General features: G+C 73.3%; 22 protein-coding genes and 1 pseudogene. 13 read left to right on the forward strand and 10 right to left on the reverse strand.

Features of this window, described 5'->3' with window-relative positions; translation table 11 throughout:
• Positions 1-42: 42 nt before the first annotated feature.
• The 7 genes and pseudogenes from HEP81_RS34340 to HEP81_RS42760 form a co-directional block, all read left to right on the forward strand.
• On the forward strand, positions 43-879 hold the full coding sequence (locus HEP81_RS34340) for an undecaprenyl-diphosphate phosphatase (protein ID WP_037655810.1): 837 nt from the start codon (positions 43-45) through the stop codon (positions 877-879).
• A 203-nt stretch (positions 880-1,082) separates the two neighbouring features.
• Positions 1,083-1,760, forward strand: a complete 678-nt coding sequence (locus tag HEP81_RS34345) for a FadR/GntR family transcriptional regulator (protein WP_037655808.1) — start codon at positions 1,083-1,085, stop codon at positions 1,758-1,760.
• A gap of 214 nt (positions 1,761-1,974) precedes the next feature.
• On the forward strand, positions 1,975-2,973 hold the full coding sequence (locus HEP81_RS34350; protein ID WP_037655805.1) for an asparaginase: 999 nt from the start codon (positions 1,975-1,977) through the stop codon (positions 2,971-2,973).
• Between the two features lie 55 nt (positions 2,974-3,028).
• Positions 3,029-4,435, forward strand: a complete 1,407-nt coding sequence (gene aspA, locus HEP81_RS34355; protein ID WP_037655803.1) for an aspartate ammonia-lyase — start codon at positions 3,029-3,031, stop codon at positions 4,433-4,435.
• Positions 4,436-4,498: 63 nt separating this feature from the next.
• Positions 4,499-5,437, forward strand: coding sequence for a glutaminase (locus HEP81_RS34360; RefSeq protein ID WP_037655799.1), 939 nt, complete (start codon positions 4,499-4,501; stop codon positions 5,435-5,437).
• A gap of 777 nt (positions 5,438-6,214) precedes the next feature.
• Complete coding sequence (mptB, locus tag HEP81_RS34365) at positions 6,215-7,621, forward strand: polyprenol phosphomannose-dependent alpha 1,6 mannosyltransferase MptB (RefSeq protein WP_037655797.1); 1,407 nt, start codon at positions 6,215-6,217, stop codon at positions 7,619-7,621.
• A 221-nt stretch (positions 7,622-7,842) separates the two neighbouring features.
• A pseudogene (locus tag HEP81_RS42760) lies at positions 7,843-8,445 on the forward strand (glycosyltransferase family 87 protein); the annotation flags it as partial.
• A 272-nt stretch (positions 8,446-8,717) separates the two neighbouring features.
• Here the strand turns inward: HEP81_RS42760 and HEP81_RS41775 are convergent.
• From HEP81_RS41775 to HEP81_RS34380, 3 genes are all read right to left on the reverse strand, one after another.
• Positions 8,718-9,938, reverse strand: coding sequence for a D-alanyl-D-alanine carboxypeptidase family protein (locus HEP81_RS41775; protein WP_078967370.1), 1,221 nt, complete (start codon positions 9,936-9,938; stop codon positions 8,718-8,720).
• Positions 9,939-10,041: 103 nt separating this feature from the next.
• A complete protein-coding gene (gene rho, locus HEP81_RS34375) occupies positions 10,042-11,190 on the reverse strand; it encodes a transcription termination factor Rho (protein WP_037655795.1) in 1,149 nt (382 codons plus the stop codon).
• A 386-nt stretch (positions 11,191-11,576) separates the two neighbouring features.
• Complete coding sequence (locus tag HEP81_RS34380; RefSeq protein WP_037655793.1) at positions 11,577-11,972, reverse strand: nuclear transport factor 2 family protein; 396 nt, start codon at positions 11,970-11,972, stop codon at positions 11,577-11,579.
• A gap of 74 nt (positions 11,973-12,046) precedes the next feature.
• On the opposite strand from HEP81_RS34380, the gene HEP81_RS34385 reads away from it, so the two are divergent.
• On the forward strand, positions 12,047-12,790 hold the full coding sequence (locus tag HEP81_RS34385) for a class I SAM-dependent methyltransferase (RefSeq protein ID WP_037655921.1): 744 nt from the start codon (positions 12,047-12,049) through the stop codon (positions 12,788-12,790).
• Between the two features lie 14 nt (positions 12,791-12,804).
• On the opposite strand, the gene HEP81_RS34390 is transcribed toward HEP81_RS34385, so the two are convergent.
• The 5 genes from HEP81_RS34390 to HEP81_RS34410 form a co-directional block, all read right to left on the reverse strand.
• On the reverse strand, positions 12,805-14,004 hold the full coding sequence (locus HEP81_RS34390; RefSeq protein WP_037655791.1) for an EstA family serine hydrolase: 1,200 nt from the start codon (positions 14,002-14,004) through the stop codon (positions 12,805-12,807).
• A gap of 106 nt (positions 14,005-14,110) precedes the next feature.
• Positions 14,111-15,079, reverse strand: coding sequence for an acetylxylan esterase (locus HEP81_RS34395; protein WP_037655789.1), 969 nt, complete (start codon positions 15,077-15,079; stop codon positions 14,111-14,113).
• Between the two features lie 83 nt (positions 15,080-15,162).
• A complete protein-coding gene (locus HEP81_RS34400; protein WP_037655788.1) occupies positions 15,163-15,741 on the reverse strand; it encodes an Rv1733c family protein in 579 nt (192 codons plus the stop codon).
• A gap of 188 nt (positions 15,742-15,929) precedes the next feature.
• Positions 15,930-16,694, reverse strand: a complete 765-nt coding sequence (locus HEP81_RS34405) for a ferredoxin reductase (RefSeq protein ID WP_037655787.1) — start codon at positions 16,692-16,694, stop codon at positions 15,930-15,932.
• Positions 16,687-17,292 (reverse strand): sulfite oxidase-like oxidoreductase, encoded by a 606-nt coding sequence (locus tag HEP81_RS34410; RefSeq protein WP_037655786.1) that lies wholly within the window; start codon positions 17,290-17,292, stop codon positions 16,687-16,689. Before HEP81_RS34410 ends, HEP81_RS34405 begins: the two co-directional genes overlap by 8 nt.
• A 233-nt stretch (positions 17,293-17,525) precedes the next feature.
• Between HEP81_RS34410 and HEP81_RS34415 the strand changes: the two genes are divergently transcribed.
• The gene (locus HEP81_RS34415; RefSeq protein WP_037655785.1) at positions 17,526-18,263 is read left to right on the forward strand and encodes a GNAT family N-acetyltransferase; all 738 of its coding nucleotides are present in this window, start codon (positions 17,526-17,528) and stop codon (positions 18,261-18,263) included.
• Positions 18,264-18,275: 12 nt separating this feature from the next.
• Here HEP81_RS34415 and HEP81_RS34420 read toward each other — a convergent pair whose 3' ends face one another.
• A complete protein-coding gene (locus tag HEP81_RS34420) occupies positions 18,276-18,674 on the reverse strand; it encodes a MarR family winged helix-turn-helix transcriptional regulator (RefSeq protein ID WP_051850168.1) in 399 nt (132 codons plus the stop codon).
• A gap of 309 nt (positions 18,675-18,983) precedes the next feature.
• Here HEP81_RS34420 and HEP81_RS34425 point away from each other — a divergent pair, with 309 nt between their 5' ends.
• Both HEP81_RS34425 and HEP81_RS34430 read left to right on the forward strand, forming a co-directional pair.
• Positions 18,984-19,778, forward strand: a complete 795-nt coding sequence (locus HEP81_RS34425) for a putative protein N(5)-glutamine methyltransferase (protein ID WP_037655780.1) — start codon at positions 18,984-18,986, stop codon at positions 19,776-19,778.
• Between the two features lie 22 nt (positions 19,779-19,800).
• Positions 19,801-20,364: a GNAT family N-acetyltransferase gene (locus HEP81_RS34430; RefSeq protein WP_037655778.1), complete on the forward strand. Its 564-nt coding sequence runs from the start codon at positions 19,801-19,803 to the stop codon at positions 20,362-20,364.
• A 21-nt stretch (positions 20,365-20,385) separates the two neighbouring features.
• Here HEP81_RS34430 and HEP81_RS34435 read toward each other — a convergent pair whose 3' ends face one another.
• Positions 20,386-22,461 carry a SpoIIE family protein phosphatase gene (locus HEP81_RS34435; RefSeq protein ID WP_106979916.1) on the reverse strand — a complete coding sequence of 692 codons (2,076 nt, stop codon included), beginning with the start codon at positions 22,459-22,461 and terminating at the stop codon, positions 20,386-20,388.
• 311 nt (positions 22,462-22,772) lie between these two features.
• On the opposite strand from HEP81_RS34435, the gene HEP81_RS34440 reads away from it, so the two are divergent.
• Together HEP81_RS34440 and HEP81_RS34445 are read left to right on the forward strand one after the other, a co-directional pair.
• Positions 22,773-23,648, forward strand: a complete 876-nt coding sequence (locus HEP81_RS34440; protein WP_037655774.1) for a hypothetical protein — start codon at positions 22,773-22,775, stop codon at positions 23,646-23,648.
• Positions 23,649-23,759: 111 nt separating this feature from the next.
• Positions 23,760-24,134, forward strand: a complete 375-nt coding sequence (locus HEP81_RS34445; RefSeq protein WP_037655772.1) for a hypothetical protein — start codon at positions 23,760-23,762, stop codon at positions 24,132-24,134.
• Positions 24,135-24,145: the final 11 nt, after the last annotated feature.

Below are 24,145 nucleotides of genomic sequence, written 5' to 3' on the forward strand. Positions count from 1 at the left end.
GTCTACAACACTGTCGACCTACTCTCCTCAGAACTGGATCCCATGAGCGCCATCTCTGTCGGTCAGGCCGTCGTCCTCGGAGTCGTCGAGGGGGTGACCGAGTTCCTCCCCGTGTCCTCCACCGGCCACCTCAAGATCGCCGAGGGGCTCATGAGCATCCCCGTCGACGACAAGTCCGTCGTCGGGTTCTCCGCCGTCATCCAGGTCGGCGCCATCGCCGCCGTGCTCGTGTACTTCTTCAAGGACATCAAGCGGATCGTTTCCGCCTGGTTCCGCGGTCTGACCAACCGCGAGGAGCGCTACCACCACGACTACAAGTTCGCCTGGTGGGTGATCGCCGCGACGATCCCGATCGTCCTGGTGGGCCTTGCCGCGAAGCCGCTGATCGACGGGCCGCTGGCCTCGCTGTGGGTGGTGGCCGGTTCGCTGATCGTCGGCTCCGCTGTGATGTGGTGCGCGGACCAGATGGGCCGCCACAAGCGCGGTGAGGACGACACGTCCTTCAAGGACGCGATGTGGGTCGGCTGCTCCCAGATCCTCGCCCTGCTCTTCCCCGGCTTCTCCCGCTCCGGCGCCACCATGTCCACCGCGCTCATCCTGGACCTGGACCGCGTCGCCGCGACCCGTCTCTCCTTCTTCCTCGGCATCCCCGCGCTGACCGGCGCCGGCATCTATGAGCTGAAGGACGCGCTGGGCGCGGGCGTGGGCGCCGCCCCGCTGGCCGTCGGCACCCTCGTCTCCTTCGTCGTGGCCTACGCCTCGATCGCCTGGCTGCTGAAGTTCGTCGCCAAGCACTCCTTCAACGCCTTCGTGATCTACCGCATCATCATCGGGCTGGGCCTCATCGGCCTGCTCACCACCGGTGCGCTCAACGCCTGAGCCTCGATCTCCCGACCACCCCACGGGGTGCGGCGGCCCGAAGACGGGCGCCGCACCCCGTGCGCGTTTCGCGGCCCTTTCGGCGGCCCGGGCGCGGGTGTGAACCGGCCGCCTTGACAGAGCGGGCGGGCAGCGCGCAGGATCGGCTCGTGAACCTGTCAGACAGCCAGACAGGTGGTCTCGGTCCGCGGCGTGTGAGCGCGATGGAAGCGGTCCTCGGTCACCTCCGCGGCGCCATCGAGCGCGGCGACTACGCCATCGGCGACAAGCTGCCCTCCGAGGCCGAGCTGGGCCGCACCCTGGAGGTGTCCCGGCCCGTGCTGCGCGAGGCGCTGCGCGCGCTCCAGGCGATGGGCCTCACGGTCTCCCGGACCGGCAAGGGCACCTTCGTCGTCGCCAACGCCGTGGAAGACCCCACCTTCGGCGACTACGCGGCCAGCGATCTGCTGGAGGTCCGCCGGCACATCGAGATCCCGGTCGCCGGCTACGCGGCCCTGCGCCGCACCCCCGACCACCTGGACCGGCTGGCCCATCTGCTGGACCGCATGGAACGGGAGACGGACACCACCGCCTGGGTCGCGATGGACACCCTCTTCCACCTCACCGTCGCCGAGGCCGCCCAGAACCCGGTCTTCCGCCGCGTCATCGAGGAGATCCGCGACGCCCTGGCGCGCCAGTCGGCCTTCCTCAACGAGCTGGGCGGCCGCCGTGAGCAGTCCAACCGCGAGCACCGCGCCATCGTCGAGGCGCTCGTCGACGGCGCCGAGCAGGACGCCCTCGCGGCCATGAGCCACCACCTGGACCGCGTCGAACGCAGCCTCACCGACATCGTGCGCCCCAGACGGCCCGACCCGGCCGCGAGCGGCGCGCCCGAGGCATGAGCGCCGCCCACCCCTGACCCCTCCGACCCCCGAACACCCCGACGCCGGCACCGGACGCACCACCGTGCCCCCGCCGCCGGTCGCCACAGCACCGGGCGCGGTCCGTACGACGGCCGTGCCCAACCCCCGTGCGATCCGCACCCCGCGCCCCCCGACCGGCGTGCCGCCGCGAGACCCGTGAACCGGCCGCCCCGACTCCTTGATGCAGGCAGAAATGGACATGAGCTTCCCCGCCGACGCGCCCGTCGTCCGCGCACCCGGCCACGCCCCCGTCGCCCACCTCGTCCGCGGCGGTGTGGTCGAGGGCATCCACTACGGCTCCGTCGTCGTCCTCGGCGCCGACGGCACCGTCGACCACCAGGTCGGCGACATCGAGGCCGCCTTCTACCCGCGTTCGGCCGTCAAACCCCTCCAGGCCGTCGCCATGGTGCGGGCCGGGCTGCCGCTGGACGGCGAACTGCTGTCCCTGGCCGCCGCCAGCCACTCCGGCGAGGAGCGCCACCTCGCCGGTACCCGGCGCATCCTCGAACTGGGCGGACTCGCCGAGGACGATCTGCGCAACGTCCCCGACCTGCCCTTCGACCCCGCCGTCCGGGACACCTGGGTGCGGGCCGGACGGACGCCCTCCCGGCTCGCCCAGAACTGCTCAGGCAAGCACGCGGCGATGCTGTGGACCGCGCGCCTCAACGACTGGTCCCTGCCGGACTACCTGGACCCCGCGCACCCCTTGCAGCAGACCGTCCGGGAGACCGTCGAGGACCTCACCGGACAGCGGGTCGCGCACACCAGTGTGGACGGCTGCGGCGCGCCCCTGTTCGCCATCTCCCTGCACGGGCTCGCCCGCGCGCTGTCCCGGATCACCTCGGCGGCGCCCGGCACGGCGGAGGCCAAGGTCGCCGACGCGATGCGCGGCCACGCGGAGATGGCGTCCGGCGCGAGCCGCGACGTGGCCGCGCTGATGCGGGCCGTGCCAGGACTGCTCGCCAAGGACGGCTTCGAGGGCGTCCAGGTCGCCGCGCTGCCGGACGGGCGGGCGGTGGCCGTGAAGATAGCGGACGGGGCGGACCGCGCGCGGATACCGGTCGCGGCGCGGGCACTGGAGCGGGCCGGGGTGGACCCGGCCCTGCTGACCGCTTTCGCGGGGCAGGCGCTGCTCGGCGGTGGGGTCCCGGTGGGGGCCGTACAGGTGGTGGGCGAGCTCGATTCCGCCTGAGATCACCCCTCGCCGACGTTTCCCCTCCCGAAACCCAGAAAGCGGATCACCCCTCATGACCACCACCCGGCGCGAACACGACCTCCTCGGCGATCGGGACGTGCCCGCCGACGCCTACTGGGGCATCCACACCCTGCGGGCTACCGAGAACTTCCCCATCACCGGCATGCCGATCTCGGCGTACCCGCATCTGATCGACGCCCTGGCCGCGGTGAAGGAGGCCGCCGCGCTCGCCAACGAGGAACTCGGCCTGCTGGCACCCGAGAAGGCCCGCGCGATCGTCACCGCCTGCCAGGAGATCCGGCGCGGCGAGCTGCACGAGCAGTTCGTCGTGGACGTCATCCAGGGCGGGGCCGGCACCTCGACCAACATGAACGCCAACGAGGTCGTCGCGAACCGGGCGTTGGAGCTGCTCGGCCGCGCCAGGGGCGAGTACACGTATGTACACCCCAACGAGGACGTCAACCTGAGTCAGTCGACCAATGACGTCTACCCGACCGCCGTCAAGATAGCGACGGTCTTCGCGGTCCGTGGACTGCTCAAGGCGATGGCGGTGCTCCAGGACTCCTTCGCGGGCAAGTCCGTCCAGTTCCGTGACGTGCTCAAGATGGGCCGCACCCAGTTGCAGGACGCGGTACCGATGACGCTCGGTCAGGAGTTCTCCGCGTTCGCCGTGATGATCGAGGAGGACCGCAGCCGGCTCGCCGAGGCCGTCGAGCTGATCCATGAGATCAACCTGGGCGCCACGGCGATCGGTACCGGGATCAACGCTCCGTCCGGGTACGCCGAGGCCGCCCGCCGGCATCTGTCCGCGATCACCGGGCTGCCGCTGGTCACCGCCGCCAACCTGGTCGAGGCCACCCAGGACTGCGGGGCCTTCGTGCAGATGTCCGGGGTGCTCAAGCGGATCGCGGTCAAGCTCTCCAAGAGCTGCAACGACCTGCGGCTGCTGTCCTCCGGTCCGCGCGCCGGGCTCGGGGAGATCAACCTGCCGCCGGTGCAGGCCGGTTCGTCGATCATGCCGGGCAAGGTCAACCCGGTCATCCCCGAGGTGGTCAACCAGGTCGCCTTCGAGGTCATCGGCAACGACGTCGCCATCACCATGGCCGCCGAGGCCGGACAGCTCCAGCTCAACGCCTTCGAGCCGATCATCCTGCACTCCCTGTCGGAGTCCGTCACCCATCTGGAGCGGGCCTGCCTGACGCTGGCCGAGCGCTGCGTCGACGGCATCACCGCCAACACCGAGCGGCTGCGCGCGAGCGTGGAGAACTCCATCGGACTGGTCACCGCGCTCAACCCGCACATCGGCTACACGGCGGCCACCGAGATCGCCAAGGAAGCCCTCGCCACCGGGCGCGGGGTCGCCGAACTGGTCCTGGAGAAGGGCCTGCTGCCCGCCGGGACGCTGGCCGCGCTGCTGCGCCCCGAGATCATCGCGGGCAGTGGGGCGCCGGCCGCCTGACCTGCGGTTACGAGAGCCAGCGGGGCGGGGGTGAGTGGGCTGCGGGAACGGTACGGAGGCACAATGGTGATCATGACAACGACGTCGTCCCCCACCTTCCTGCCGGTCCTGGAGCGCATAGCCGAGGAGCTGGAGCACACACCGGGCCGCGGCCGCGCCGCCGACTACATCCCGGCGCTGGCCGCGTGCGACCCCCGCACCTTCGGTATGGCCGTCGCCGAGCTGGAGGGCACGGTGTACGGGGTGGGGGAGTGGCGGCAGCCGTTCTCCGCGCAGTCCATCACCAAGGTGTTCACCCTCGCCCTGGACCTGGCGCGTGAGGGCGACGAGCTGTGGGAGCACGTGGGCCGCGAGCCCTCCGGCAACCCGTTCAACTCCCTGGTCCAGCTGGAGTACGAGAACGGCATCCCGCGCAACCCGTTCATCAACGCGGGCGCGCTCGTCGTCACCGACCGCCTCCAGACCCGTACCGGGGACGCGGCCGGAGAACTGCTCGGCTTCCTGCGCGCCGAGAGCGGAAACCCCGCGCTGGACTTCGACCAGGAGGTCGCCGCCTCCGAGACCGCGCACGGTGACCGCAATGCCGCGCTGGCCCATTTCATGGCGTCCTACGGCAACATCGACAACGAGGTGCCGGTCCTGCTCGACCAGTACTTCCGGCAGTGCTCCATCGCCGCCTCCTGCGCCGACCTCGCCCTCGCCACCGGCTTCCTCGCCCGGCACGGCATCCGCGCCGACGGCAGCCGACTGCTCAGCCGCAGCCAGGCCAAGCAGGTCAACGCGGTGATGCTGACCTGCGGCACGTACGACGCCGCGGGCGACTTCGCCTACCGGGTCGGCCTGCCCGGCAAGAGCGGTGTCGGCGGTGGCATCATCGCCGTCGTCCCGGGCCGCTGCACGCTGTGCGTCTGGAGCCCCGGCCTGGACGAACGCGGCAACTCCGTGGCCGGCGTGGCCGCCTTGGACCGCTTCACCACCCTGACCGGCCTGTCCGTCTTCTGACCACACGGGCAACGGAATCCGCCGGGGTGTCGGCGGCGGCGCCATCGGGAACCGGCCCCGGGAGCCACCAAACACCCGTTGCGCAATCCGCCGGGGCCTCGACGGCGGAGGCCAAGGGGCATTGGCCCCGGAGTTCCCCTGGGCACCGGCCGCGGAAGCCATCGGGCGCCAGCCTCGCAACCCTTCGGGCGCCGGCCCTGGATTTCCCTCGGCACCGACGGTGGAAGGCACCGGGTGCGGGCTTCGGAACCTGATGGGGCATCGGCCTTGGCACCGCGGAAGCCGTCGGGTGTCGGCGTCGGAGACTCCCGAGGACCGGCCCTGAAATTCGCCGGGCGCCGGTCCTGGAACCTCTCGGTCACCTGCCGCAGATTTTGCCGGGCACTGGCCTGGAAGCCCCTGGGTACCGGGTGCGGTGGCCATGAGGTGCTGGCCCGGGGACCTGATGGGCATCGGCCTTGGAATCCGGCCCTGGTACCGGTTGCGGGTGCCGTCGGGTGCCGGCGTCGGAATCCCGCCCCCGGTACCGACCGCGGAAGCCGTCGGGCGTCAGACTCGGAGACTTCCGGCCACCGGCCCTGGAATCTCCCGACACCCGCCGCGGATTCGGCCGGACACCGCCTCGGCCCCCGAACACCGGCCCGCGCCTCCCACCACTCCTGCGCCACCCCGATCCGCCCCCGTCCACCACGCCCCGGCCACACCTCTGTCCCCGTTCGGACGGGCTGTCGTCGTTTCGTGGACATTCGGCGTTGCCACGCTGAGCCAGTGTTGGCCATGGCATTTCCCTTCGATCTGCGGCGGTGTCGGCTGCTCGGGCTGGTCGGTACCGCCTTTCTCGCGCTCGGCGGGGAGAGCGCCGGTGCGCTGCCCGTGGCGGATCCGCCGGCGCCCGCCTCGGCCCAGGAGGCGACAGGGCTGGTCGCGGTGTACTTCGGCGTCGTGCTGCTGATCGCCGCCTGGGCGCTGCTCGGCCGTCTGGTGCGGGGGCCGCGGCCGCCCGCGCCGCGCGCCCTGCTGCTCGTACTGGCCGTCTGGGCCGCCCCACTGGTGCTCGCACCGCCGCTGTTCAGCCGGGACGTCTACAGCTATCTCGCGCAGGGTGCCATGGCCGACGCGCACATGGACGTCTACACCCAGGGCCCCGCGGCCCTCGGCGGTCCGCTCGCCGACCAGGTGGCCCCCATGTGGCAGCACACCGGAGCGCCGTACGGCCCCGCCTTCCTGGGTCTCGCCTCCGCGCTGTCCGGCCTCACCCGGGGCGAGCTGCCCGCGGGCCTGATCGGCATGCGCCTGCTCGCCCTCCTCGGGGTGGCCCTGATGGCGTTCGCGCTGCCCCGGCTCGCCCGGCACAGCGGCGCCGACCCGGCCGCCGCGCTCTGGCTCGGCGCCCTCAATCCACTGGTGCTGCTGCACCTGGTCGCGGGCGCCCACAACGACGCGCTGATGCTCGGACTGCTCGGGCTCGGCCTGGTCGCCGCCCGGGGCCGCAGACCCGTTCTGGGCGCCGTACTCGTCACCCTCGCCGCCCTGGTCAAGGCGCCCGCCGCGCTCGGTCTGCTCGCCGTGGTGGCGTTCCAGGCCCGCGCCGGGCGCCGCCCGCTGCCCGCCGCCCTGACCACCGCCGCCGTCTCCGCCGCGACCACGGTCGCCGCCACCGTGACGGCCGGCACCGGCTACGGCTGGATCGGCGCCCTCGGCACCCCCGTCTCCCCGCAGAACTGGGCTCTGACCAGCCTGCTCGGCCGGGCCACCGGTGATCTGCTCGTCCGGCTCGGCAGCGGCCTGGCCCCGCTGGCGATCCCCGGCTGGCATCTGCTCGGCCTCCTCACCACCGCCGTCGCCATCCTCCTCATATGGCTGCGACTGCGCCTCAAACCGGTGTACGCGCTCGGCCTGAGCCTGCTCGTCGTCGCCGTGTTCGGCCCGGCGATCCGCCCCTGGTACGTGCTGTGGGGCCTGTTCCTGATCGCCGCCGCAGCGCCCAGCACGTCGGTACGGCACCGGGTCGCCGCCCTCGCCGGAGTGCTCGCCCTCGCCGTGCTGCCCAGCGGCGGCCCCGCCGACGCGGGCCAGCTGGTGCTCGCCGTCTGCGGCGGGCTGCTCGGCGTCGTCGTCCTGTGGCAGGCCCACCAGGCGGCCCAGGCGCCCGCCGTGTCCCCGGCCCCGGGGCGCGCCGCATGACGGGCCCGCGCACCGAGCGGGGCAGGCTGCTGCTGGTCCTCGCCCTCGCCGCCGCCGTGACCGCGTTCACCGCGACCGTGCCGCTGCTGCGCGGCTTCTTCGACCTGCGCGTCTACTACGGCACCGTGCACAGCTGGGTCGACCACGGCGGCCTGATCTACGACTACCGGGTGCCGGGCACGCAGTACGGCTTCACCTATCCGCCGTTCGCCGCGGTCCTGATGCTGCCCCTGGCCCTGCTGGGCCGCACCACCGCGATCGTCGCCTCCCTGGTGGTGAACGCGGCCGCCCTCGGTGTGGTCCTGCGCGTCCTGGCAGGCGACGACTGGCGGCGCCACGGCTGGTACCGCTGGTCGCTGGCCCTGTGCGCGCTCGCGTTGTTCGAACCCCTGCGGGACACCTTCAGCTTCGGCCAGGTCAACGTCGTCCTCCTGGCCCTCGTCCTCACCGACGCCCGGCTGCTGTCGAGCGGCCGGGGCCGCTGGGCGGGCGCCGGGATCGGGCTCGCGGCGGCCGTCAAGCTGACGCCGGCCCTGTTCATCGGGCTGCTGCTGCTCGCCGGGCGCCGCCGGGCCGCCGCGCAGGCGACCGCCGTGGCCGTGGCCGTGACCGGACTCGCCGCCCTGGTGGACCCGGCCGCCTCCCGGTTCTACTGGACCCGGGCGCTGTGGGACACCAGCCGGGTGGGCAGGCTGGACTACGTCTCCAACCAGTCGCTCCAGGGCGTGCTGGCCCGGCTCGGCGAGACCGGCCGCCCGCTGTGGGCGCTCGCGGTGCTGGGCACCCTGTGCGTCTGGGCGTGGCGCGGCCGCCGGGCGGCGCTGGCCGGTGACTGGACCGCGGCCTTCGCCCTCACCGGGGCGGCCGCCTGCCTGGTCAGCCCGATCACCTGGGTGCATCACCTGGTGTGGCTGCTGCCCTCCTTCGCGGTCCTGCTGCGCGCCGGGCACCGGCGCCTGGCGGGCGCGCTGTACGCGGTGCTGTGCACCAGCGTGGTCTGGCTGTGGTTCGACGACGCCTCCGGCCTCGACGGCTTCCTCGGCAGCAACCTCTACACCTGGATCACCCTGGGCCTGCTGCTCGGTCTGCCGATCGGTCAGCCGCGCGCCGCCCTGCCCCTGCCCTTGGCCCTGACCTTGGCCCGCAGCGCCAGTGCCATCGCGGCCGCGCCCAGCCCGGCGAGTCCCGCCCCGACGGCGGTGCCGGACCAGTCGTCGTCGTCCGGCGCCCCGGACGTGGCCGCCGCCACCGGCGCGGCCGAAGCGGTCGGCCGGGGCTTGGGACGCAGCCCGTCCAGCGAGCCCACCGGATCCACCTGACCGTCCGCCGCGAAGCCCCAGTCGAGCAACCGGCGCGCCTCCTCGTACACCTCGAAGCCGTCGCCGGCCTGAGGGTTCATCACGGTCACCTCCAGGGTGCGCCCGCCCCGCCGGGCGGCGGCCACCAGGGTGTTGCCCGCGTTGGTGGTGTAGCCGTTCTTGACACCGATCAGGCCCGGGTAGGGCGCCACGCCGTCGGCGCCGGTGAGCAGCCGGTTGGTGTTCTCGATGGCGAACGGCGCACCGTCGCCGGGGAACTCGGCCTGCGCGGTGGAGCAGTACGTGGCGAAGTCGGGGTTGCGCAGGCCCTCGCGGCCGAACACGGCCAGATCGTAGGCGGAGGACACCTGACCGGGGGTGTCGTAACCGTCCGGGGACAGCACATGCGTGTCCAGGGCGCCCAGGGCGCGGGCGTTGGTCTGCATCCGCTTGGCGGTGGTCTCCCAGCCGCCGTTGAGGGAGGCGAGCACATGCACCGCGTCGTTGCCCGAGCTGAGGAAGACCCCCCGCCACAGGTCCGCCACCCGGTAGCTGTGGCCCTCCTCGACCCCGACCAGGCTGCTGCCCTCGGCGACGTCGGCCAACTCCTGGTAGCGCACGGTGTGCTGCATCCCGCTGGGCAGCTTCGGCAGCACGGTGAGGGCGAACAGCGTCTTCAGGGTGCTGGCCGGCGGCAGCGGCCGGTGCGCCTCGCTCGCGGCCAGCACCTGCCCGCTGCCCGCGTCGGCCACCAGCCAGGACAGCGCGGAGACGTCCGGCAGCTCGGGGGCGCTCCCGCGCGGGCGTACCTGTGTGCCCGAGCGGTAGAGCAGGGCCGGGGCCGGGATGGCCGCCCGGGGCGCGGGCGGCGCGGGCTCGCCGTTGCGGGGCAGCGCGGCGCTCCGGTGCCGCGCGGCGGCCGGGGCGGCGCCGGCCAGGGCCGGGGTGAACGCCAGCAGGCCCGCCACACACAGGGAACAGGCGGGCACGACCGCCCGATATCTGAATCTGGTGATCATATGCTCAACGTACGAATGGGAGTGATGTGCGCGCGTCGGCCGCGCCGTCCGGCCCAACGGAGCAACCCGGATGCCAGCGGAGCAACCCGGTTGCCGTACCCGGTCAGCTCGCGGGCAGGGTCGGCAGGACCTGCCGCAGGAAGGCCGCGTTGCCGGGGGTGCGCCGCATCCGCTCCAGCAGCGCCTCCAGGCCCGCCGGGGCGCCCTCGCGTGAGCGCAGGGCGCGGCGCAGCCCGTGGACGGCGCCCAACTCGGCCGGGGTGAGCAGCAGTTCCTCGCGCCGGGTGCCGGAGCCTTCGAGGTCCACGGCGGGGAAGACGCGCCGTCCGGCCAGTTCCCGGTCGAGCCGCAGCTCCATGTTGCCCGTGCTCTTCAGCTCCTCGAAGAAGTAGCCGTCGGCACGGGAGCCCGTGTCCACCAGGGCGGTGGCCAGGATGGTGAGCGAGCCGCCCTCCTCGGCCTCGCGGGCGGCGCCGAAGAACCGCTTGGGGCCGATCAGCGCGCCCGCGTCGACACCGCCGCTGAGGGTTCGGCCGCTCGCGCCGGAGGCGTTGTTGTGCGCCCGGCACAGCCGGGTCAGCGAGTCCAGCAGCACGACGACGTCCTCGCCCGCCTCGACCAGCCGCTTGGCCCGCTCGACGACGAGGTCGGCGAGGGCGATGTGCTCCTTGGCGGTGCGGTCGAAGGTGGAGGCGTACACCTCGCCATGCACCGTTCGGCGCATCTCGGTGACCTCCTCGGGGCGCTCGTCCAGCAGCAGCACCATCAGCCGGCACTCGGGGTGGTTCCCGGCGACGGCCGCGGCCAGCTGCCGCAGCAGGACCGTCTTGCCGCTCTTCGGCGGCGCCACGAGGAGGCCGCGCTGGCCCTTGCCGACCGGCGTGAACAGATCGGCGACCCGGCCGGCGAGCCCCGCGTCCGGGTGTTCCAGGCGCAGTCGGCGGCGCGGGTGCAGCGGGGTGAGGTCGCGGAAGTTCCGGCGGGCGGCGAGGTCGCCGGGTGCGCGACCCCCGACCCGGGCGACCTCGGTCAGCGCGCGCTGCGGGCCCCGGGCGCCCTCGACCAGGTCGCCCTTGCGCAGCCCGTACCTGCGGATCAGTGCGGCCGGAACCTGCGGGTCGGCGGGGGTGGGAAGGAGATCGGCGGCCCGCAGATGCCCCTTCCCGTGCGTGTCGATGTCGAGTACGCCGGTGACGAGCCGAGCGGCAGGGACCCGGAGCTCGACCGGAGGGTGTTCGAGTGTGGTGGTCATGGCGGGGTGTCCTTTCGCGGACGAGGAAAGTGGGGAGAAGCGCGTGGGAAGGGGGAAAGGCCGCGAACGGGAGGCGGATACGACCTGCCTCGGGCGGCGGGAACACACCCCGGACATGACGGCGAAAGCCCTGGTCACGAGGTGGTGCGAAGAAGAAGCCCGGGGCCGTGGAAACGGCTCGGCCGAGGGGCTGGAGAGAAGACGGCGACATCGGTGCCGGTACGAGGGGCACGCACATGCGCTGTTCGCACTATACCGGTGTGCTCGGTGGCGTCAACAGATCGGTGCGCGGGGGTATTCCCGGGGACGGATCCGCAGGCCGGGTAACAGGGCGGGGGCGGCCCCGTGCGGACCGCCCCCGCCCGGCGTCAGGAACGTGCCTGCCGTCAGGAACCCGCCTGCGCCTCCTCGGCGATCTGTTCGAACCGTGCTCCCATCGCCTCGGCGAGGGCGTGCGCGCCCGACAGCGGGCGGACCATGACCATGAGGTCGTCGATCAGCCCCTCCTCGTTGACGTGCAGGAAGTCGCAGCCGGACAGCTCGCGGCCGCCCACCCGGGCGGTGAAGACCAGCGCGTGGTCGGGGGAGTCGGGGGCGCCGAACTCGCGGACGTACCGGAAGTCCTCGAAGACCTGGGAGACCGCGCGCAGGATCGCGGCGGTGATGGCCTTGCCCGTATACGGTTTGAAGACGACGGGACTGGTGAAGACGACGTCCTCGGCCAGCAGCGCCGCCACGGCGTCCAGGTCCCCGGCCTCGACTGCCGAACGGAACGCGTGCATGGGATCACCCCTGTAGGTTGGGTCGGTGCGGATGAAACTGATCAATGGGTACGAGAGTTGACGGGTTGACGGACATGTTCGGACCCGAAGGCCCCTCGCTGCGCGAACTCGCCGTCCAGGCGCTGTCCTCCGTCGAGCACGGATACGACCTGCTCGCGCCGAAGTTCGACCACACGCCCTTTCGCACCCCCGGCCGGGTGCTCGACGCCGTGGCGCGGGCGCTCGACCCACTGGGACCGTTCGACGACGGCCTCGACCTGTGCTGCGGGACCGGCGCCGGTGTCCGGGTGCTGGCCGGGCTGTGCCGCCGTAGCGCCGTGGGCGTCGACTTCAGCGCCGGGATGCTGGAGGTCGCCCGGCGCCGGGTCCGCCCCGAGGACAGGCCCGCGATCGGCTGGGTGCGCGGCGACGCACGGGCGCTGCCGTTCACCGCCGCCTTCGATCTCGTCGTCAGCTTCGGGGCGTTCGGCCACTTCCTGCCCCGCGAGCTGCCCGGCCTGTTCGCCCAGGTCCACTCGGCGCTGCGGCCCGGCGGCAGCTTCGCCTTCCCGCTGGGCGCCCCCACCCCGGCGCACCACCGCGCGTTCTGGGCACTGCTCGGCTTCGACGCGGTGATGCGGGTGCGCAACGCCCTGTGGCGGCCGCCGTTCGTCATGTACTACCGGACGTTCCGACTGGGCACGGTGCTGGCGGAGTTGGCGCGCGCCGGGTTCACGACCGAGCTGCGCGCCCTGCCCGAGTTCGGGCGGCGCGACGACGGGAGCCCCCGTGCCCGGCTGGTGGTGGCCACCAAGTCCGCTGTGGAGCAGGGTGGTTGAGAGCGGTCCGCCGATCACAGGGCGCCGTACAGGGCGTCGATCAGGGCCATCTTCCGGGGGTCGTCCATGATGCGCGGGCCCATCCGGTTCATGACATAGCCCAGCGACACCCCCGCCTCCGGATCGGCGAGCCCGCACGAACCGCCGAACCCGTCATGCCCGAACGCCCGCGGATTGGGCCCGTACGCGCCCCGCGGTCCGCTGAGCCACAGCCCGAGCCCCGCCTCGCTCTCGCCGCCCAGGCCCGCCCCGAGGACCAGGTCGACACAGCTGCCCTGCCCCTCGCGCACCCGCTCCGCCGCCTCGGGCGACAGGATCTGCCGCCCGCCGAAGGAGCCGCGCCCGGCGAAGACGCCGTACAGCGCCGCGACCGCCCGCGCGGTACCGTGCCCGTTGCCCGCCGGGACCTCCGCCGCCCGCCACGCGGGTGTGTTCGCGTGGGCCGCGCCGATCGCCGGGTTGGCCATCGCCGCGAGCGTCAGCCGGGTCAAGTGACGGAAGGCGGGGGAGCGTTCGTCGTCCGAGCCGGCCGGGCTGTGCGTCAGCTCGGCGGCCCGACCGTACTCCTCGACCGGCAGGCCCACACTGAAGTCGATGCCGAGCGGCCCGGTCACCTCCCGCTCCAGGAAGGCCCCCGGCTTCAGCCCGGTGATCCGCCGTACGACCTCGCCGACCAGGAAGCCGTACGTCACCGCGTGGTACCCGGAGCGGGTGCCCGGCTCCCACCAGGGCTCCGTGGCCGCGAGCCGCGCGGTGGTCAACTCCCAGTCGTACAGGTCCTGGAGGCTTTGCGGCTCGCGCAGTCCGCACAGCCCGGCGCGGTGCGACAGCAGATGCCGTACCAGCACCTTCTCCTTGCCGGCCGCCGCGAACTTTGGCCAGTACCGGGCCACCGGCGCGTCCAGGTCGAGCAGCCCCCGGTCGGCCAGCAGATGCGCGCACAGCGCCACCGGGCCCTTGGTGGTCGACCACACGTTCACCAGGGTGTCCCGCTCCCAGGCCCGGGTGCGGGCCGCGTCCGCCCAGCCGCCCCACAGGTCCACCACGGTCTCCCCGTCGAGGGTGACCGCCACGGCCGCGCCGAGTTCGCGCCGGGTGCGGAAGTTCTCCTCGAACGCCTCGCGCACGGCCGTGAACCGGGGATCGCAGAAGCCGTGGACCCCGGCGGCCCGCGGAGCCGACGGGGTCTGCTGGGCGTCGTGCGTGGCTGACATGGGCCCTCCGTGGTCGCGGGAACGCCCGGCCCGTGTCGGCCCCGGACCGGGCACCCCGAACATACCGACCGGTCGGGCATCGAGGAAGAGGTGATCTGGAGAGGCCCTAGGCGTACGACCGCAGCCAGCGCAGCTTCACCGCGTCATGGAAGGGGCCGCCGCCCTCGTGGTCGTTGAACTCGTACACCTCGATCGTCTTGTCCGGGTGCGCCCAGGAGTTGAACGCCGCGAACACGGTCGACGGCGGGCAGGTCTCGTCCTCCAGGGCCGTCGAGAACAGGGCCGGTGCCCGGCCGCGGGCGGCGAAGTGCACGCCGTCGAAGTAGGAGAGGGTGCGCAGCGCCTGCGCCGTCCGGCCCCGGTGGGTCTTCAGGAACAGGCCGACCTCGCGGTAGGGGTGGCGGTCCGTCAGGGTGATCGCGCGCGGGAAGTCGCACAGGAACGGCACGTCCGGCGCCACCGCGGCCAGATCGGGGACCAGCGCGCCGACCGCGAGGGTGATGCCGCCGCCCTGGCTGTGGCCGAGCGCCACCGTGCGCGCCGCGTCGGTCAGCGGATGGGCGCGGGCCGCCTCGATCGCACGTACCGCGTCCGTGAACACCCGCCGGTAGTAGTGGTTCTCGGGCGCGTCGATGCCCCGGGTGAGAAAGCCGGGGTGGGCGGGGCCGGAGCCCACCGGGTCCGGGGTGCCGCCCCCGCCGCCCCAGACGCTGCCCTGCCCCCGGGTGTCCATCACGAAGTGCGCCCGCCCGGTCGACGCCCACAGCAGATCCTCGTGCGCCAGCCCGCGCCCGCCGCCGTACCCGATGAACTGCACGACCAGCGGCAGGGGTTCGCGCGCCCCGGCCGGCAGCCGCAGCCAGCCCTTGACCGGGTGCCCGCCGAACCCGGCGAACGTCACGTCGTACACCTCGACCGTGGCCAGTCCGGATTCCACCGGCTCGAAGCGGACGGCGAGTTCATGCGCGCGTGCCTCGCGCAGGGTGGCGTCCCAGAAGGCGTCGAAGTCCTCGGGTTCGGTGGACTCGCTCCGGTGGGCACGGAGTTCGGACAGGGGCAGGTCGAACAGGGCCATCGGCCACCGCCTTCGCCGGGGGAGAGGGGAGCCCACCGTACGAGGAGGGCGCCCCGGCCGACCATGGCTCGGCACGCGGTCGTTCAGGCCCTGGGCTGGGTCCACCTCGGTCCCGTGCGGGCCCACGCCCGCTCCCACTCGGCGAGCCGGTGGCGCAGCGCGATCCGGCGGGCGAGGGTGTGCCCGAGGAACACCACGCCCCCGGCACAGGCCGCCGCGCACACCCCGATGGTCACCGCGTGCTGGAGGACGTCCGCACCGGACGACGGCGCGGTGACGACCTGCCCCCGGGTGTCGACCCAGACCGGGACCGTGTCCCCGGTCCGTGCCCCGGCCGGCACCCGCGCCCAGGCCGTCCGGGTTCCGTGGCCGGGCTCGGTCCAGTGGACCTCGGCGCGGTGCAGATGCCCGCGCTCGACCTGGACGCCCGGCGGACCGCCGGACACCGTGGCCGGCACCCGGTGGCGCGCGGCCCGCTGCGCCGCCGCGGTCGCCGCGTCCCGGTTCTGGGTGTGCAGCCCCGCGGCCACCCCGACCAGGGGCGCCACCACGAACAGCAGCACGGCGACGACCAGCACCGTCCACGCCTCGACGACATCACAGCGGCGCCGCAGCGGATTGCGCCGCCAGCGCCAGCCACGCACACGCACCCGGGTCCGCATGTCCGCCTCCTCGCCGAAGCCGACCGGCCGCCCGCCCGCGCCGCCACCCGCTCCGGTGTGCGCGCACGAGCGTCCTCACCCGTCTCGTACCCCGTGCGGCGCACCCGGCCCACCCGGTGAACCGCGAGTTCAGGCCCACTTGAGGCACGTTCGAGCCACGTGCCCCGCGAACGCGCCGGTGCCGCGCCTCAGCCGAAGCGTTCGATGCGGATCCGGTCCGCCGGCTGACCGGCGCGGACCAGCAGCCGCGAGACGTGCTCGGCGAACCCGTTGGACCCGCACACATACGCCTCCCACCCGCCGGGCGGCCGCTCGGCCAGCAGCGGCGCCAGATGCGCGGCCGTCACCCGGCCCACCGGCACCCCGGCGGGGGCGCTGCGGGTGAACACCGGGGTCGTCTCCGCGCCCAGCTCGGCCGCGTAGATCAGTTCCTCGGGGCTGCGCGCGGACACCAGCATCCGCAGCGGCACTTCGAGGCCGCGCGCCCGGTGGTGCCGGATCATCGACATCAGCGGTACCACCCCGGAGCCGGCGCCGAGCAGCAGCGCGGGCCGGTCGCCGGGCCAGGCGAAGAAGCCGCTGAGCGGGCCGCGTACGTCGATCGTGTCACCGGGCCTGGCCACGGTGTGGAACCAGCCGGACACCTCGCCGTCCGGCACCCGGTCCAGGGTCAGCTCGATATGCCCGCTGTCGTCGGGCGCGGAGGCGATCGAGTAGTGGCGCTGCGCCGTGTAGCCGTCCCCGGCGGTCAGCCGCAGCATCAGGTGCTGGCCGGGCAGATGTCCCGCCCACCGGGGCACCGCGAGCCGGAAGGTGGCCGCGTGCGGGGTCTCGCGGCGGATCTCCGTCAGGGTGGCCGTCTGCCACGTCGACTCGGCCTGCTCGCTCACGGCGATCCGGCCGGGCACCGCGAACCGGGGCGTGCCACCGGGCATGGTCGTCGTCTCAGTCACCGGCGTACCGCTGCTCTTCCCAGGGGTTGCCGCGCGCGTGGTAGCCGTTGCCCTCCCAGAAGCCCGGCTCGTCATGGTCGAGGAGCGTGATGCCCGCGATCCACTTGGCGCTCTTCCAGAAGTACAGATGGGGCACCACCAGGCGTGCCGGGCCGCCGTGCTCGGCCGGCAGCGGCTCGCCGCCGTACTCCCAGACGATCCAGGCGCGACCGCCGGTGAGGTCGGCCAGCGGCAGGTTCGCGGTGTAGCCGGTGTGGGAGCGGGCGACCGCGTGGGTGGCGGCCGCCGCGGGCCGCACCACGTCGAGGAAGGCGTCCAGCGAGACCCCGCCGAACCGCACCCCGAACTTCGACCACCCGGTGACACAGTGGATGTCGCCCTCGTACGCCGAGGCGGGCAGCGCGTGCGCCGTGTCCCAGTCCCAGGTGTACGGCCGCTCGACCAGCCCGTCGACGCGGAAGGACCAGTCGGCGGGTGCGAGGTCGGGGGTGACCTCGGCGGACAGGACGGGCCAGTCCTCGCGCGCGTCGTACTGACCGGGCGGCAGCCCCGGGTTGTGCTCGCGCGCGCGGCCCGTGAAGCCTCGCGTGACGTTCATCCTTCAACCGTACGCTGTCCCGGCGGATGCTCCGTGCCTGGTCACCGCTCCGGAGCCCGGTCGCGGCTCGGATCGTTGCGGTCGTATGAACAGCGCGGGGGAGCGGGAATACCGGGTGCGGGTCGCTCCTTGGCGATCGGTACCGGCCGTGGTGCGCCGGGGACAGTGCGAGAGAAGCGAGGGATGAGAATGCGCAAGGCGTACGGCTTCGGCACGGTGATCGAGGTGGCCGCGTGAGCGTCATCGGTCCCCGGTCCCCCGCGCACGTCCTCGACAACCCCGCCCTCGCCTCCCTCACCGGCCCGCACGCCCACTTCGCCGAGCGGCGCGGCCGGGTGCTGCGCTACCCGGTCGACGTCTCCCCGTGGCTGGCGCTGCCCGACGAGCCGGAGGCCCGGGACTGGGCGGACCTCGCCGCGCTGGCCGGAGCCGGTGCGGAGGTCCCCCTGAACGACTACTGCGGGGACGTCCCGGAGGACTGGGAGATCACCTTCCACGTGGGCGGCGTCCAGCTCGTGGATGACGGTCTGGCCGCGGCGCCGGACGCGGAGGCGGTCCGCCTCGGCCCGGCCGATGTGCCCGAGATGCTGGACCTGGTGGGGCGCACCCAGCCGGGGCCGTTCCTGCCGCGCACCGTGGAGATGGGCACCTATCTCGGCATCCGCCGCGAGGGCGCGCTGGTCGCCATGGCGGGGGAGCGGCTGCGACCGCCGGGCTGGACCGAGATCAGCGCGGTCTGCACCGACCCCGCGGCACGCGGCCAGGGCCTGGCCGGCAGGCTGATCCTCGCCGTCGCGCACGGCATCCGGGAGCGCGGCGACACCCCGTTCCTGCACACCAGCGCCAGGAACACCAACGCCATCCGGCTGTACGAGTCCCTGGGCTTCCGGCTGCGCAGGACCACGTCCTTCCTGGCGGCGAAGGCCCCGGAGCGGCTGACGGACGGGCGGGCCGCGGTGCCGGTGGGGTGATCGTCGGATCGCTCAGTCGGCGCCGATGCCCTCGGCCCCCGCGTTGTAGCGCTCCAGATAGGCAGCGAACCGCACCAGGTCGTCCTCGGGCCACTCGGCGAGCCGCTCCCGGAAGGCGGCGCGGCGGCGCCGGGTGACCTGGGCGAGGATCTCCTGTCCCGCCTCGGTCAGCTGGAGCACCTGGACCCGCTGGTCCTCCGGGTCCGGGCGGCGCTCGATCAGGCCCGCCCGCTCCAGCGCGGCGACCTGGCGGCTCACCGTGGACTTGTCCAGGGCGTAGTGCGCCGCGAGATCGGTGGCCCGGCAGCCCCCGCTCTCCTCCAGATGGCCGAGCAGGGTGTACGACACCAGGGACAGCTCGGGGTGCATACGGCCCGCCGAGGCGCGGGCCCGGCGGGCGAAGACCGTCATCTCGCGCTGGATCGTCTCGACGGCCGACTCGGCTGTGCGCACGGGACCTCCCTCCTCCGGCGTTCCGCGGTGGTCCGCATTCCGGTTGCAGAGTACAACTCGCGACGTCAGGGGCTGAACCCGGCCAGGTCCGGTGGGGTATGGTGACCGTCCGGTCGCGGAGGTCCGCGGCCCCGAGTGCGAGGAGGTGAGACCCATATCCGCTGTGTCAGCCGGGGTGCTCTCTCCTTGTGACGGCGCGGTGCACCGGCAGCGGTGACCGCGGGAGCGCCCTGTGGTCTCGCGCTCCCGAAAGGCATCCGTCCTCACATGCCCACTCCCTCTTCCCTTTCCCCCGCGGCCGTCGTCTCCGCGTTGCGTGCCGCCGGGTGCGTGTTCGCCGAGGACGAGGCGGAGTTGATACTCGCCACCGCCCGTGACGCCGCCGAACTCGCCTCGATGGTGGACCGCCGCACGGCCGGTCTCCCGCTCGAACACGTCCTCGGCTGGGCCGAGTTCTACGGGCTGCGGATCGACGTCGAGCCCGGGGTGTTCGTCCCCCGCCGCCGTACCGAGTTCCTGGTGGACCGGGCGCTGGCCGAAGTCCCGGACGCCTCCGTCGTGGTGGACCTGTGCTGCGGCTCCGGCGCGCTCGGCGCGGCCCTCGCCGCCGCGCTGGACGGCGCGCGGGTGCACGCCGCCGACATCGACCCGGCCGCCGTCCACTGCGCCCGCCGCAATCTCGCCCCCTACGGCGGCCACGCCCACCAGGGCGATCTGTACACCGCCCTGCCCACCGCCCTGCGCGGCCGTATCGGTCTCCTGACGGCCAACGTGCCCTACGTCCCCACCCCGGACCTCCCGCTGCTCCCCGCCGAGGCCCGCGACCACGAGCCGACCACCGCCCTCGACGGCGGTCCCGACGGCCTCGCCGTCCTGCGCCGCGTCGCCGCCGAGGCCACCGACTGGCTGGCCCCCGGCGGCCGGCTGCTGTCCGAGACCAGCGAACGCCAGGCCCCGGCCGCGGTCGCCGCCTTCACCGAGGCGGGCCTGAAGGCACGTGTGGCGGTCTCGCAGGAATGGTCGGCGCATGTGGTGATCGGCGTGCGGGACGAAGCCCCGTGATCATCATCCCTATGATCAGCGCATGATCGAGGGAACGCTTGTACGACTTCGGGCGCCGCGCGCCGAGGATCTGGACGTCCAGCTGCGCTGGCGCAACGACCCCGAGGTGGTGCACTGGGCCACCGGGGGCGACCCGCACTTCGGGCCCATCACCCGGGAGACCCTGGAGCGCTTCCATGACGCCCAGCTCCGTCAGGACCCGCGCGTCGACGGCACGTTCATCGTGGAGGACCTGGCCGACGGCCGGCCGATCGGGATGGTCGACTACCGCGACGTCCACCCGTTCGCCGGCCGGGTCACGGTCGGCATCACCATCGGGGAGCGCGACCACTGGGGCGGCGGTTACGGCTCCGAGGCGCTGCGGCTGCTGCTGGGGCACCTCTTCGGCGCCTGCGGGTTCCGGCGCGTCGAGCTGGACACCTGGAGCGGCAACGAACGCGCGATCCGCGCCTTCCGCAAGGCCGGGTTCGTCGAGGAGGGGCGCCGCCGCTCCGGTGTGCGGGTGGGGCAACGCTGGTACGACAGCGTGCTGTTCGGGATGCTGAGCGAGGAGTGGGAGCGGCTCAGCGACGCGACGGCGGGGTGACAGAGGGGGATTGACGCGCCGTCAGCATTCCTTCGCCCGTGCGATGAGCAGGGCCACGTCGTCGTGGTTGTCCGGGTGGTGGAGCGTGCGCAGGAGGAGGTCGCAGGTCTCCTCCAGGGGGCGGGTGGGGTCGGTCAGCAGGGACAGCATGAGGTCCAGGCGTTCGTCCAGGGTGTGGCGGCGGGTCTCGACCAGGCCGTCGGTGTAGAGGACCAGTTCGTCGCCGGGGGCGAAGTCGACGGTGACCGTGGAGAAGGAGACACCGCCGACGCCGAGCGGGACACCGGTGGGCAGGTCGAGGAGTTCCGGGGGGTGGCCGGGGCGGACGCGGGCCGGGGGCAGATGGCCGGCGTTGGCGATACGGCACTGCCGCAGCCGCGGGTCGTGGACGGCGTACACACAGGTCGCGATGGAGTGGTCCAGGGCCGAGGTGGTCTTGTCCAGGTGGGCCAGGAGCACCGCGGGGTCCAGACCGAGCGCGGTCAGGGTGGTGGTCGCGGTGCGCAGCCGCCCCATCGTCGCGGCCGCCCCGATCCCGCTGCCCATGACATCGCCGACCACCAGCGCGGTCCGCCCGCCCTCCAGCGGGATGACGTCGAACCAGTCCCCGCCGACCTCGCTGGTGGCCCCCGCCGGCTGATAGCGCGAGGCCACTTCGAGCCCGGTGGTCACCGGCGGACTGCTCGGCAGCAGGCTGCGCTGGAGGGTCAGTGCCGTGTTGCGGGCGTTCTGGTACCAGCGGGCGTTGTCGATCTGCACCGCCGCGCGCGCCGCGAGCTCCCGGGCGAGCAGCACGTCGTCCGCGTCGAACGGCCGCGCGTTGACGGTCCGTTTGAGGTCGAGCGCGCCCAGCACCTCGCCGCGCGCGATGAGCGGCACCGCGAGATACGAGTGCAGCCCCGCCCGCCCCAGCAGTACGGCCGCCTCCGGGGAGCGGGCGATGCGCGGCAGGTCCTCGTCCTTCACCCGTGGCACCAGCACCGCCTCACCGGTGCGCACGCACTCGGTGACCAGGCGGTCGGGGGCGTACCGGGCGATCCTGCCGGGCGTGTCCGCGGCCCGTACGGCGTCCGAGCCGTCCTCGGGGCGCAGCGCGAGGGCCCGGAGCACCGCCGTATCCGCGGGGCCGAGGGTGCTGGGCAGGCCCTCCACCACTGCTTCCAGCAGGTCCACGGCGGCCACATCGGCCAGCTCCGGCACCGCGACCTCGGCCAACTCCCAGGCCGTACGGTCCAGTTCGAGCGTCGTACCGATCCGGGCCCCGGCGTCGGCGATCACCGCGAGCCGGCGCCGGGCCGCCTCCGCCTCCAGGGCGGCCCGGTGCTGCTCGGTGATGTCGGCCACCGAGCAGGCCACGCCCAGCACATGGCCCGCCGCGTCGTCCAGCCGGTACAGCGAGACCGCCCAGGTGTGGTCGGCGTCCGGGTCCGCGGGGGTACGGCCGACGAGGATGTGGTCGATCAGGGGCGTGCCCGTCTCCAGCACCCGGCGGGCGCCGGCCTCCATGCCGGTGACGTCCAGCTCGGGCACCACCTCGGCCATGCGGCGCCCCAGGTGCTCGGCGGCCGGCCGCCCGTTGATCCGCTCCAGGGCGGGGTTGAGCGACACGTACCGCAGCTCCGTGTCGAAGACGGCGAGTCCCTCTGGGGACTGCATCACCATCCGCTCGGACAGCGCCACGTCCTGTTCGAGGCGCCGTACGGTCGAGCGGTCGGCGGCCAGCCCGAGGGCGTACACCTTGCCGCGGGCGTCCAGCAGCCGCATGTTGCGGAACTCCACCAGACGGGTGCTGCCGTCCTTGTGCCGGATCGGGAAGCCGCCGGCCCAGCTCTGCCCGGTGGTCATGACATCGGCGAAGAGCTTGCCGACCAGTTGCATGTGCCGCTCGTCCACCATCAGCCGGGCGGCGTACTGGCCGAGCGCCTCCGCCGCCGTGTAGCCGAACAACTCCTCGGCCTGGGGGCTCCACAGCGCGATCCGGCCGTCGGTGTCCAGGACCACCGAGGCCACCGCGAGCACATCGAGGAGGCCGCCCGGCGGCACGGGCCCGCGGGCCCGCTCGCCGCCCTGTGGCGCCGGAGCCCCGGCTGCACTCATGCCACGCACCGCCTTCGCCCGTCCGGACGGCACGCCGTCCCCCGTGCCGGTTCCCCACGTCCTGTCGCGCTCACATCCGACTCTCCGACGCCGTCGCCGTCAACCTCCACCATCCCTCAACCCGGCGCCGGGCGTCCGCCCGAACCGGCGGCAGGCGGGGCGCCGCGACCGCCCGCGCGGACCGTACCGCGCGGTCGGGGGCGCCGGGAGAGTTCATGTCCATGTTGCTGCATTGGCCTGTACATGACGATCACGCCACGCCAGACTGTGCGCCGTTCGAGTGTCCCCACCGCCCGTTCGAGGAGTTGGTCATGCCCGCGTCCGCCCGGTTACGCCGCAACGGAGCCCTCGCCGCACTCGTCACCTTCGCCGCCGCCCTGTCCCTCGCCGTGCCGACGCCCGCCTCCGCCGCCGGTACCTGGACGGAGACCGGCTCGGACCGCGCCGATCCGCTGACCGAGAGCCAGGGGCTGGCCTCGATCGAGGTCCCGGCGGGCAGTCCCAACCGCTACACCGGCATCGGCACCATCCCGCTGAGTGACTCCGTCCGGGGCTGGAACCATGTCGGCGACCCCGACGCGTCGTACGAGGGCTACTACATCGAGCCCTACCAGGAGGACTCGGGCAACGCGAAGATGTACCGCGTGCAGGCGCCCGACGGTTCATGGTCGGAGTACGTGCACCAGCTGAGCCCCGGTGAGGCCCTGAACAACTCCTGGGACGCGATCACCCCGGACGGGCAGTGGATGCTGTCCGGCGAGTGGGGCACGATGAACCGGCTGCTGGTCTTCCCGACGCCGGGCGAGAACCGCAGCACCTCGCCCTCGGCGAACCTCCCGCAGGCCGCCACGGTCCACCTGGACCACGCCGTCAGCGACGTACAGGGCTGCGACTTCTCCGGCCCCACCACCCTGCTCTGCTCCTCCGACGACTCCGACGGGAGCCTGTTCGGCATCACCAAGCCGCTGCTCCAGATCGATCTGTCGGCCCCGCCGAACGGCTCCGCCGATGTCACCGGGCATGTCACGGCCCTGCGCCAGCTGCCGCTGCGCAGCGCGTGCTCCGGCACCTTCGAGGCGGAGGGTATCGACTACGACCGCCGCAGCGGCACCCTCCGCGTGATCGTGGTGTCGCCGGGCTTCTGTGTGCTCACCGACAGCAAGACGTACAAGTTCTCCCTGGGCTGATCCCGCGCAGCGCGTGCGGGCGGAAGGGAGCGGTGTTTTCCTGGGCGGGGGATGGACGCGGCGCGGCGGGGTACCCCGGGCGGCGCAGAGAGGCCGCGAAAGGAGCGATCAATGGCGAACGAGGACCGGTCGCATCCGGAAACCGTGATGGTGGAGATCAGCGGATGCTCCAAGGACGACGCGCGTCTCGTCTTCGAGGCGCTGAGCGCGTGCTTCGCATCCGACCGGGGCGCGGACGAGGTGCCCCAGCAGCTCCACGAAACCCGCCCGATGGTGTGGCTCGGCAGCTACGAGGTCGGGGAGACCCGGCGTCAGGAGTGCCCGCCGGTCCACCTCGGCTCGTCCGTCCAGGCGGACGTCCAGGGCGGCTACTGGGCTGTGGACCGCTTCCGCCGCACCCTGGACACCATGTTCACCGTCCAGGAGACCAGCACGGCCTCCGGCGACCAGGAACGCGATCTGCATCTGCGCCTGGAGAGCCTCTGATCCGACGCAGG

The sequence above is a fragment of the Streptomyces griseofuscus genome (genome assembly GCF_014673495.1).
Classification (GTDB): domain Bacteria; phylum Actinomycetota; class Actinomycetes; order Streptomycetales; family Streptomycetaceae; genus Streptomyces; species Streptomyces murinus.

Bases quoted from the DNA above. Each gene is read 5' to 3' on its own strand.
- HEP81_RS34340 (WP_037655810.1), top strand. From the start codon at position 43: ATGAGCGCCATCTCTGTCGGTCAGGCCGTCGTCCTCGGAGTCGTCGAG.
- HEP81_RS34345 (WP_037655808.1), top strand. From the start codon at position 1,083: ATGGAAGCGGTCCTCGGTCACCTCCGCGGCGCCATCGAGCGCGGCGAC.
- HEP81_RS34350 (WP_037655805.1), top strand. From the start codon at position 1,975: ATGGACATGAGCTTCCCCGCCGACGCGCCCGTCGTCCGCGCACCCGGC.
- aspA (WP_037655803.1), top strand. From the start codon at position 3,029: ATGACCACCACCCGGCGCGAACACGACCTCCTCGGCGATCGGGACGTG.
- HEP81_RS34360 (WP_037655799.1), top strand. From the start codon at position 4,499: ATGGTGATCATGACAACGACGTCGTCCCCCACCTTCCTGCCGGTCCTG.
- mptB (WP_037655797.1), top strand. From the start codon at position 6,215: ATGGCATTTCCCTTCGATCTGCGGCGGTGTCGGCTGCTCGGGCTGGTC.
- HEP81_RS41775 (WP_078967370.1), bottom strand. From the start codon at position 9,938: ATGATCACCAGATTCAGATATCGGGCGGTCGTGCCCGCCTGTTCCCTG.
- rho (WP_037655795.1), bottom strand. From the start codon at position 11,190: ATGACCACCACACTCGAACACCCTCCGGTCGAGCTCCGGGTCCCTGCC.
- HEP81_RS34380 (WP_037655793.1), bottom strand. From the start codon at position 11,972: ATGCACGCGTTCCGTTCGGCAGTCGAGGCCGGGGACCTGGACGCCGTG.
- HEP81_RS34385 (WP_037655921.1), top strand. From the start codon at position 12,047: ATGTTCGGACCCGAAGGCCCCTCGCTGCGCGAACTCGCCGTCCAGGCG.
- HEP81_RS34390 (WP_037655791.1), bottom strand. From the start codon at position 14,004: ATGTCAGCCACGCACGACGCCCAGCAGACCCCGTCGGCTCCGCGGGCC.
- HEP81_RS34395 (WP_037655789.1), bottom strand. From the start codon at position 15,079: ATGGCCCTGTTCGACCTGCCCCTGTCCGAACTCCGTGCCCACCGGAGC.
- HEP81_RS34400 (WP_037655788.1), bottom strand. From the start codon at position 15,741: ATGCGGACCCGGGTGCGTGTGCGTGGCTGGCGCTGGCGGCGCAATCCG.
- HEP81_RS34410 (WP_037655786.1), bottom strand. From the start codon at position 17,292: ATGAACGTCACGCGAGGCTTCACGGGCCGCGCGCGCGAGCACAACCCG.
- HEP81_RS34420 (WP_051850168.1), bottom strand. From the start codon at position 18,674: ATGACGGTCTTCGCCCGCCGGGCCCGCGCCTCGGCGGGCCGTATGCAC.
- HEP81_RS34425 (WP_037655780.1), top strand. From the start codon at position 18,984: ATGCCCACTCCCTCTTCCCTTTCCCCCGCGGCCGTCGTCTCCGCGTTG.
- HEP81_RS34430 (WP_037655778.1), top strand. From the start codon at position 19,801: ATGATCGAGGGAACGCTTGTACGACTTCGGGCGCCGCGCGCCGAGGAT.
- HEP81_RS34435 (WP_106979916.1), bottom strand. From the start codon at position 22,461: ATGAGTGCAGCCGGGGCTCCGGCGCCACAGGGCGGCGAGCGGGCCCGC.
- HEP81_RS34440 (WP_037655774.1), top strand. From the start codon at position 22,773: ATGCCCGCGTCCGCCCGGTTACGCCGCAACGGAGCCCTCGCCGCACTC.
- HEP81_RS34445 (WP_037655772.1), top strand. From the start codon at position 23,760: ATGGCGAACGAGGACCGGTCGCATCCGGAAACCGTGATGGTGGAGATC.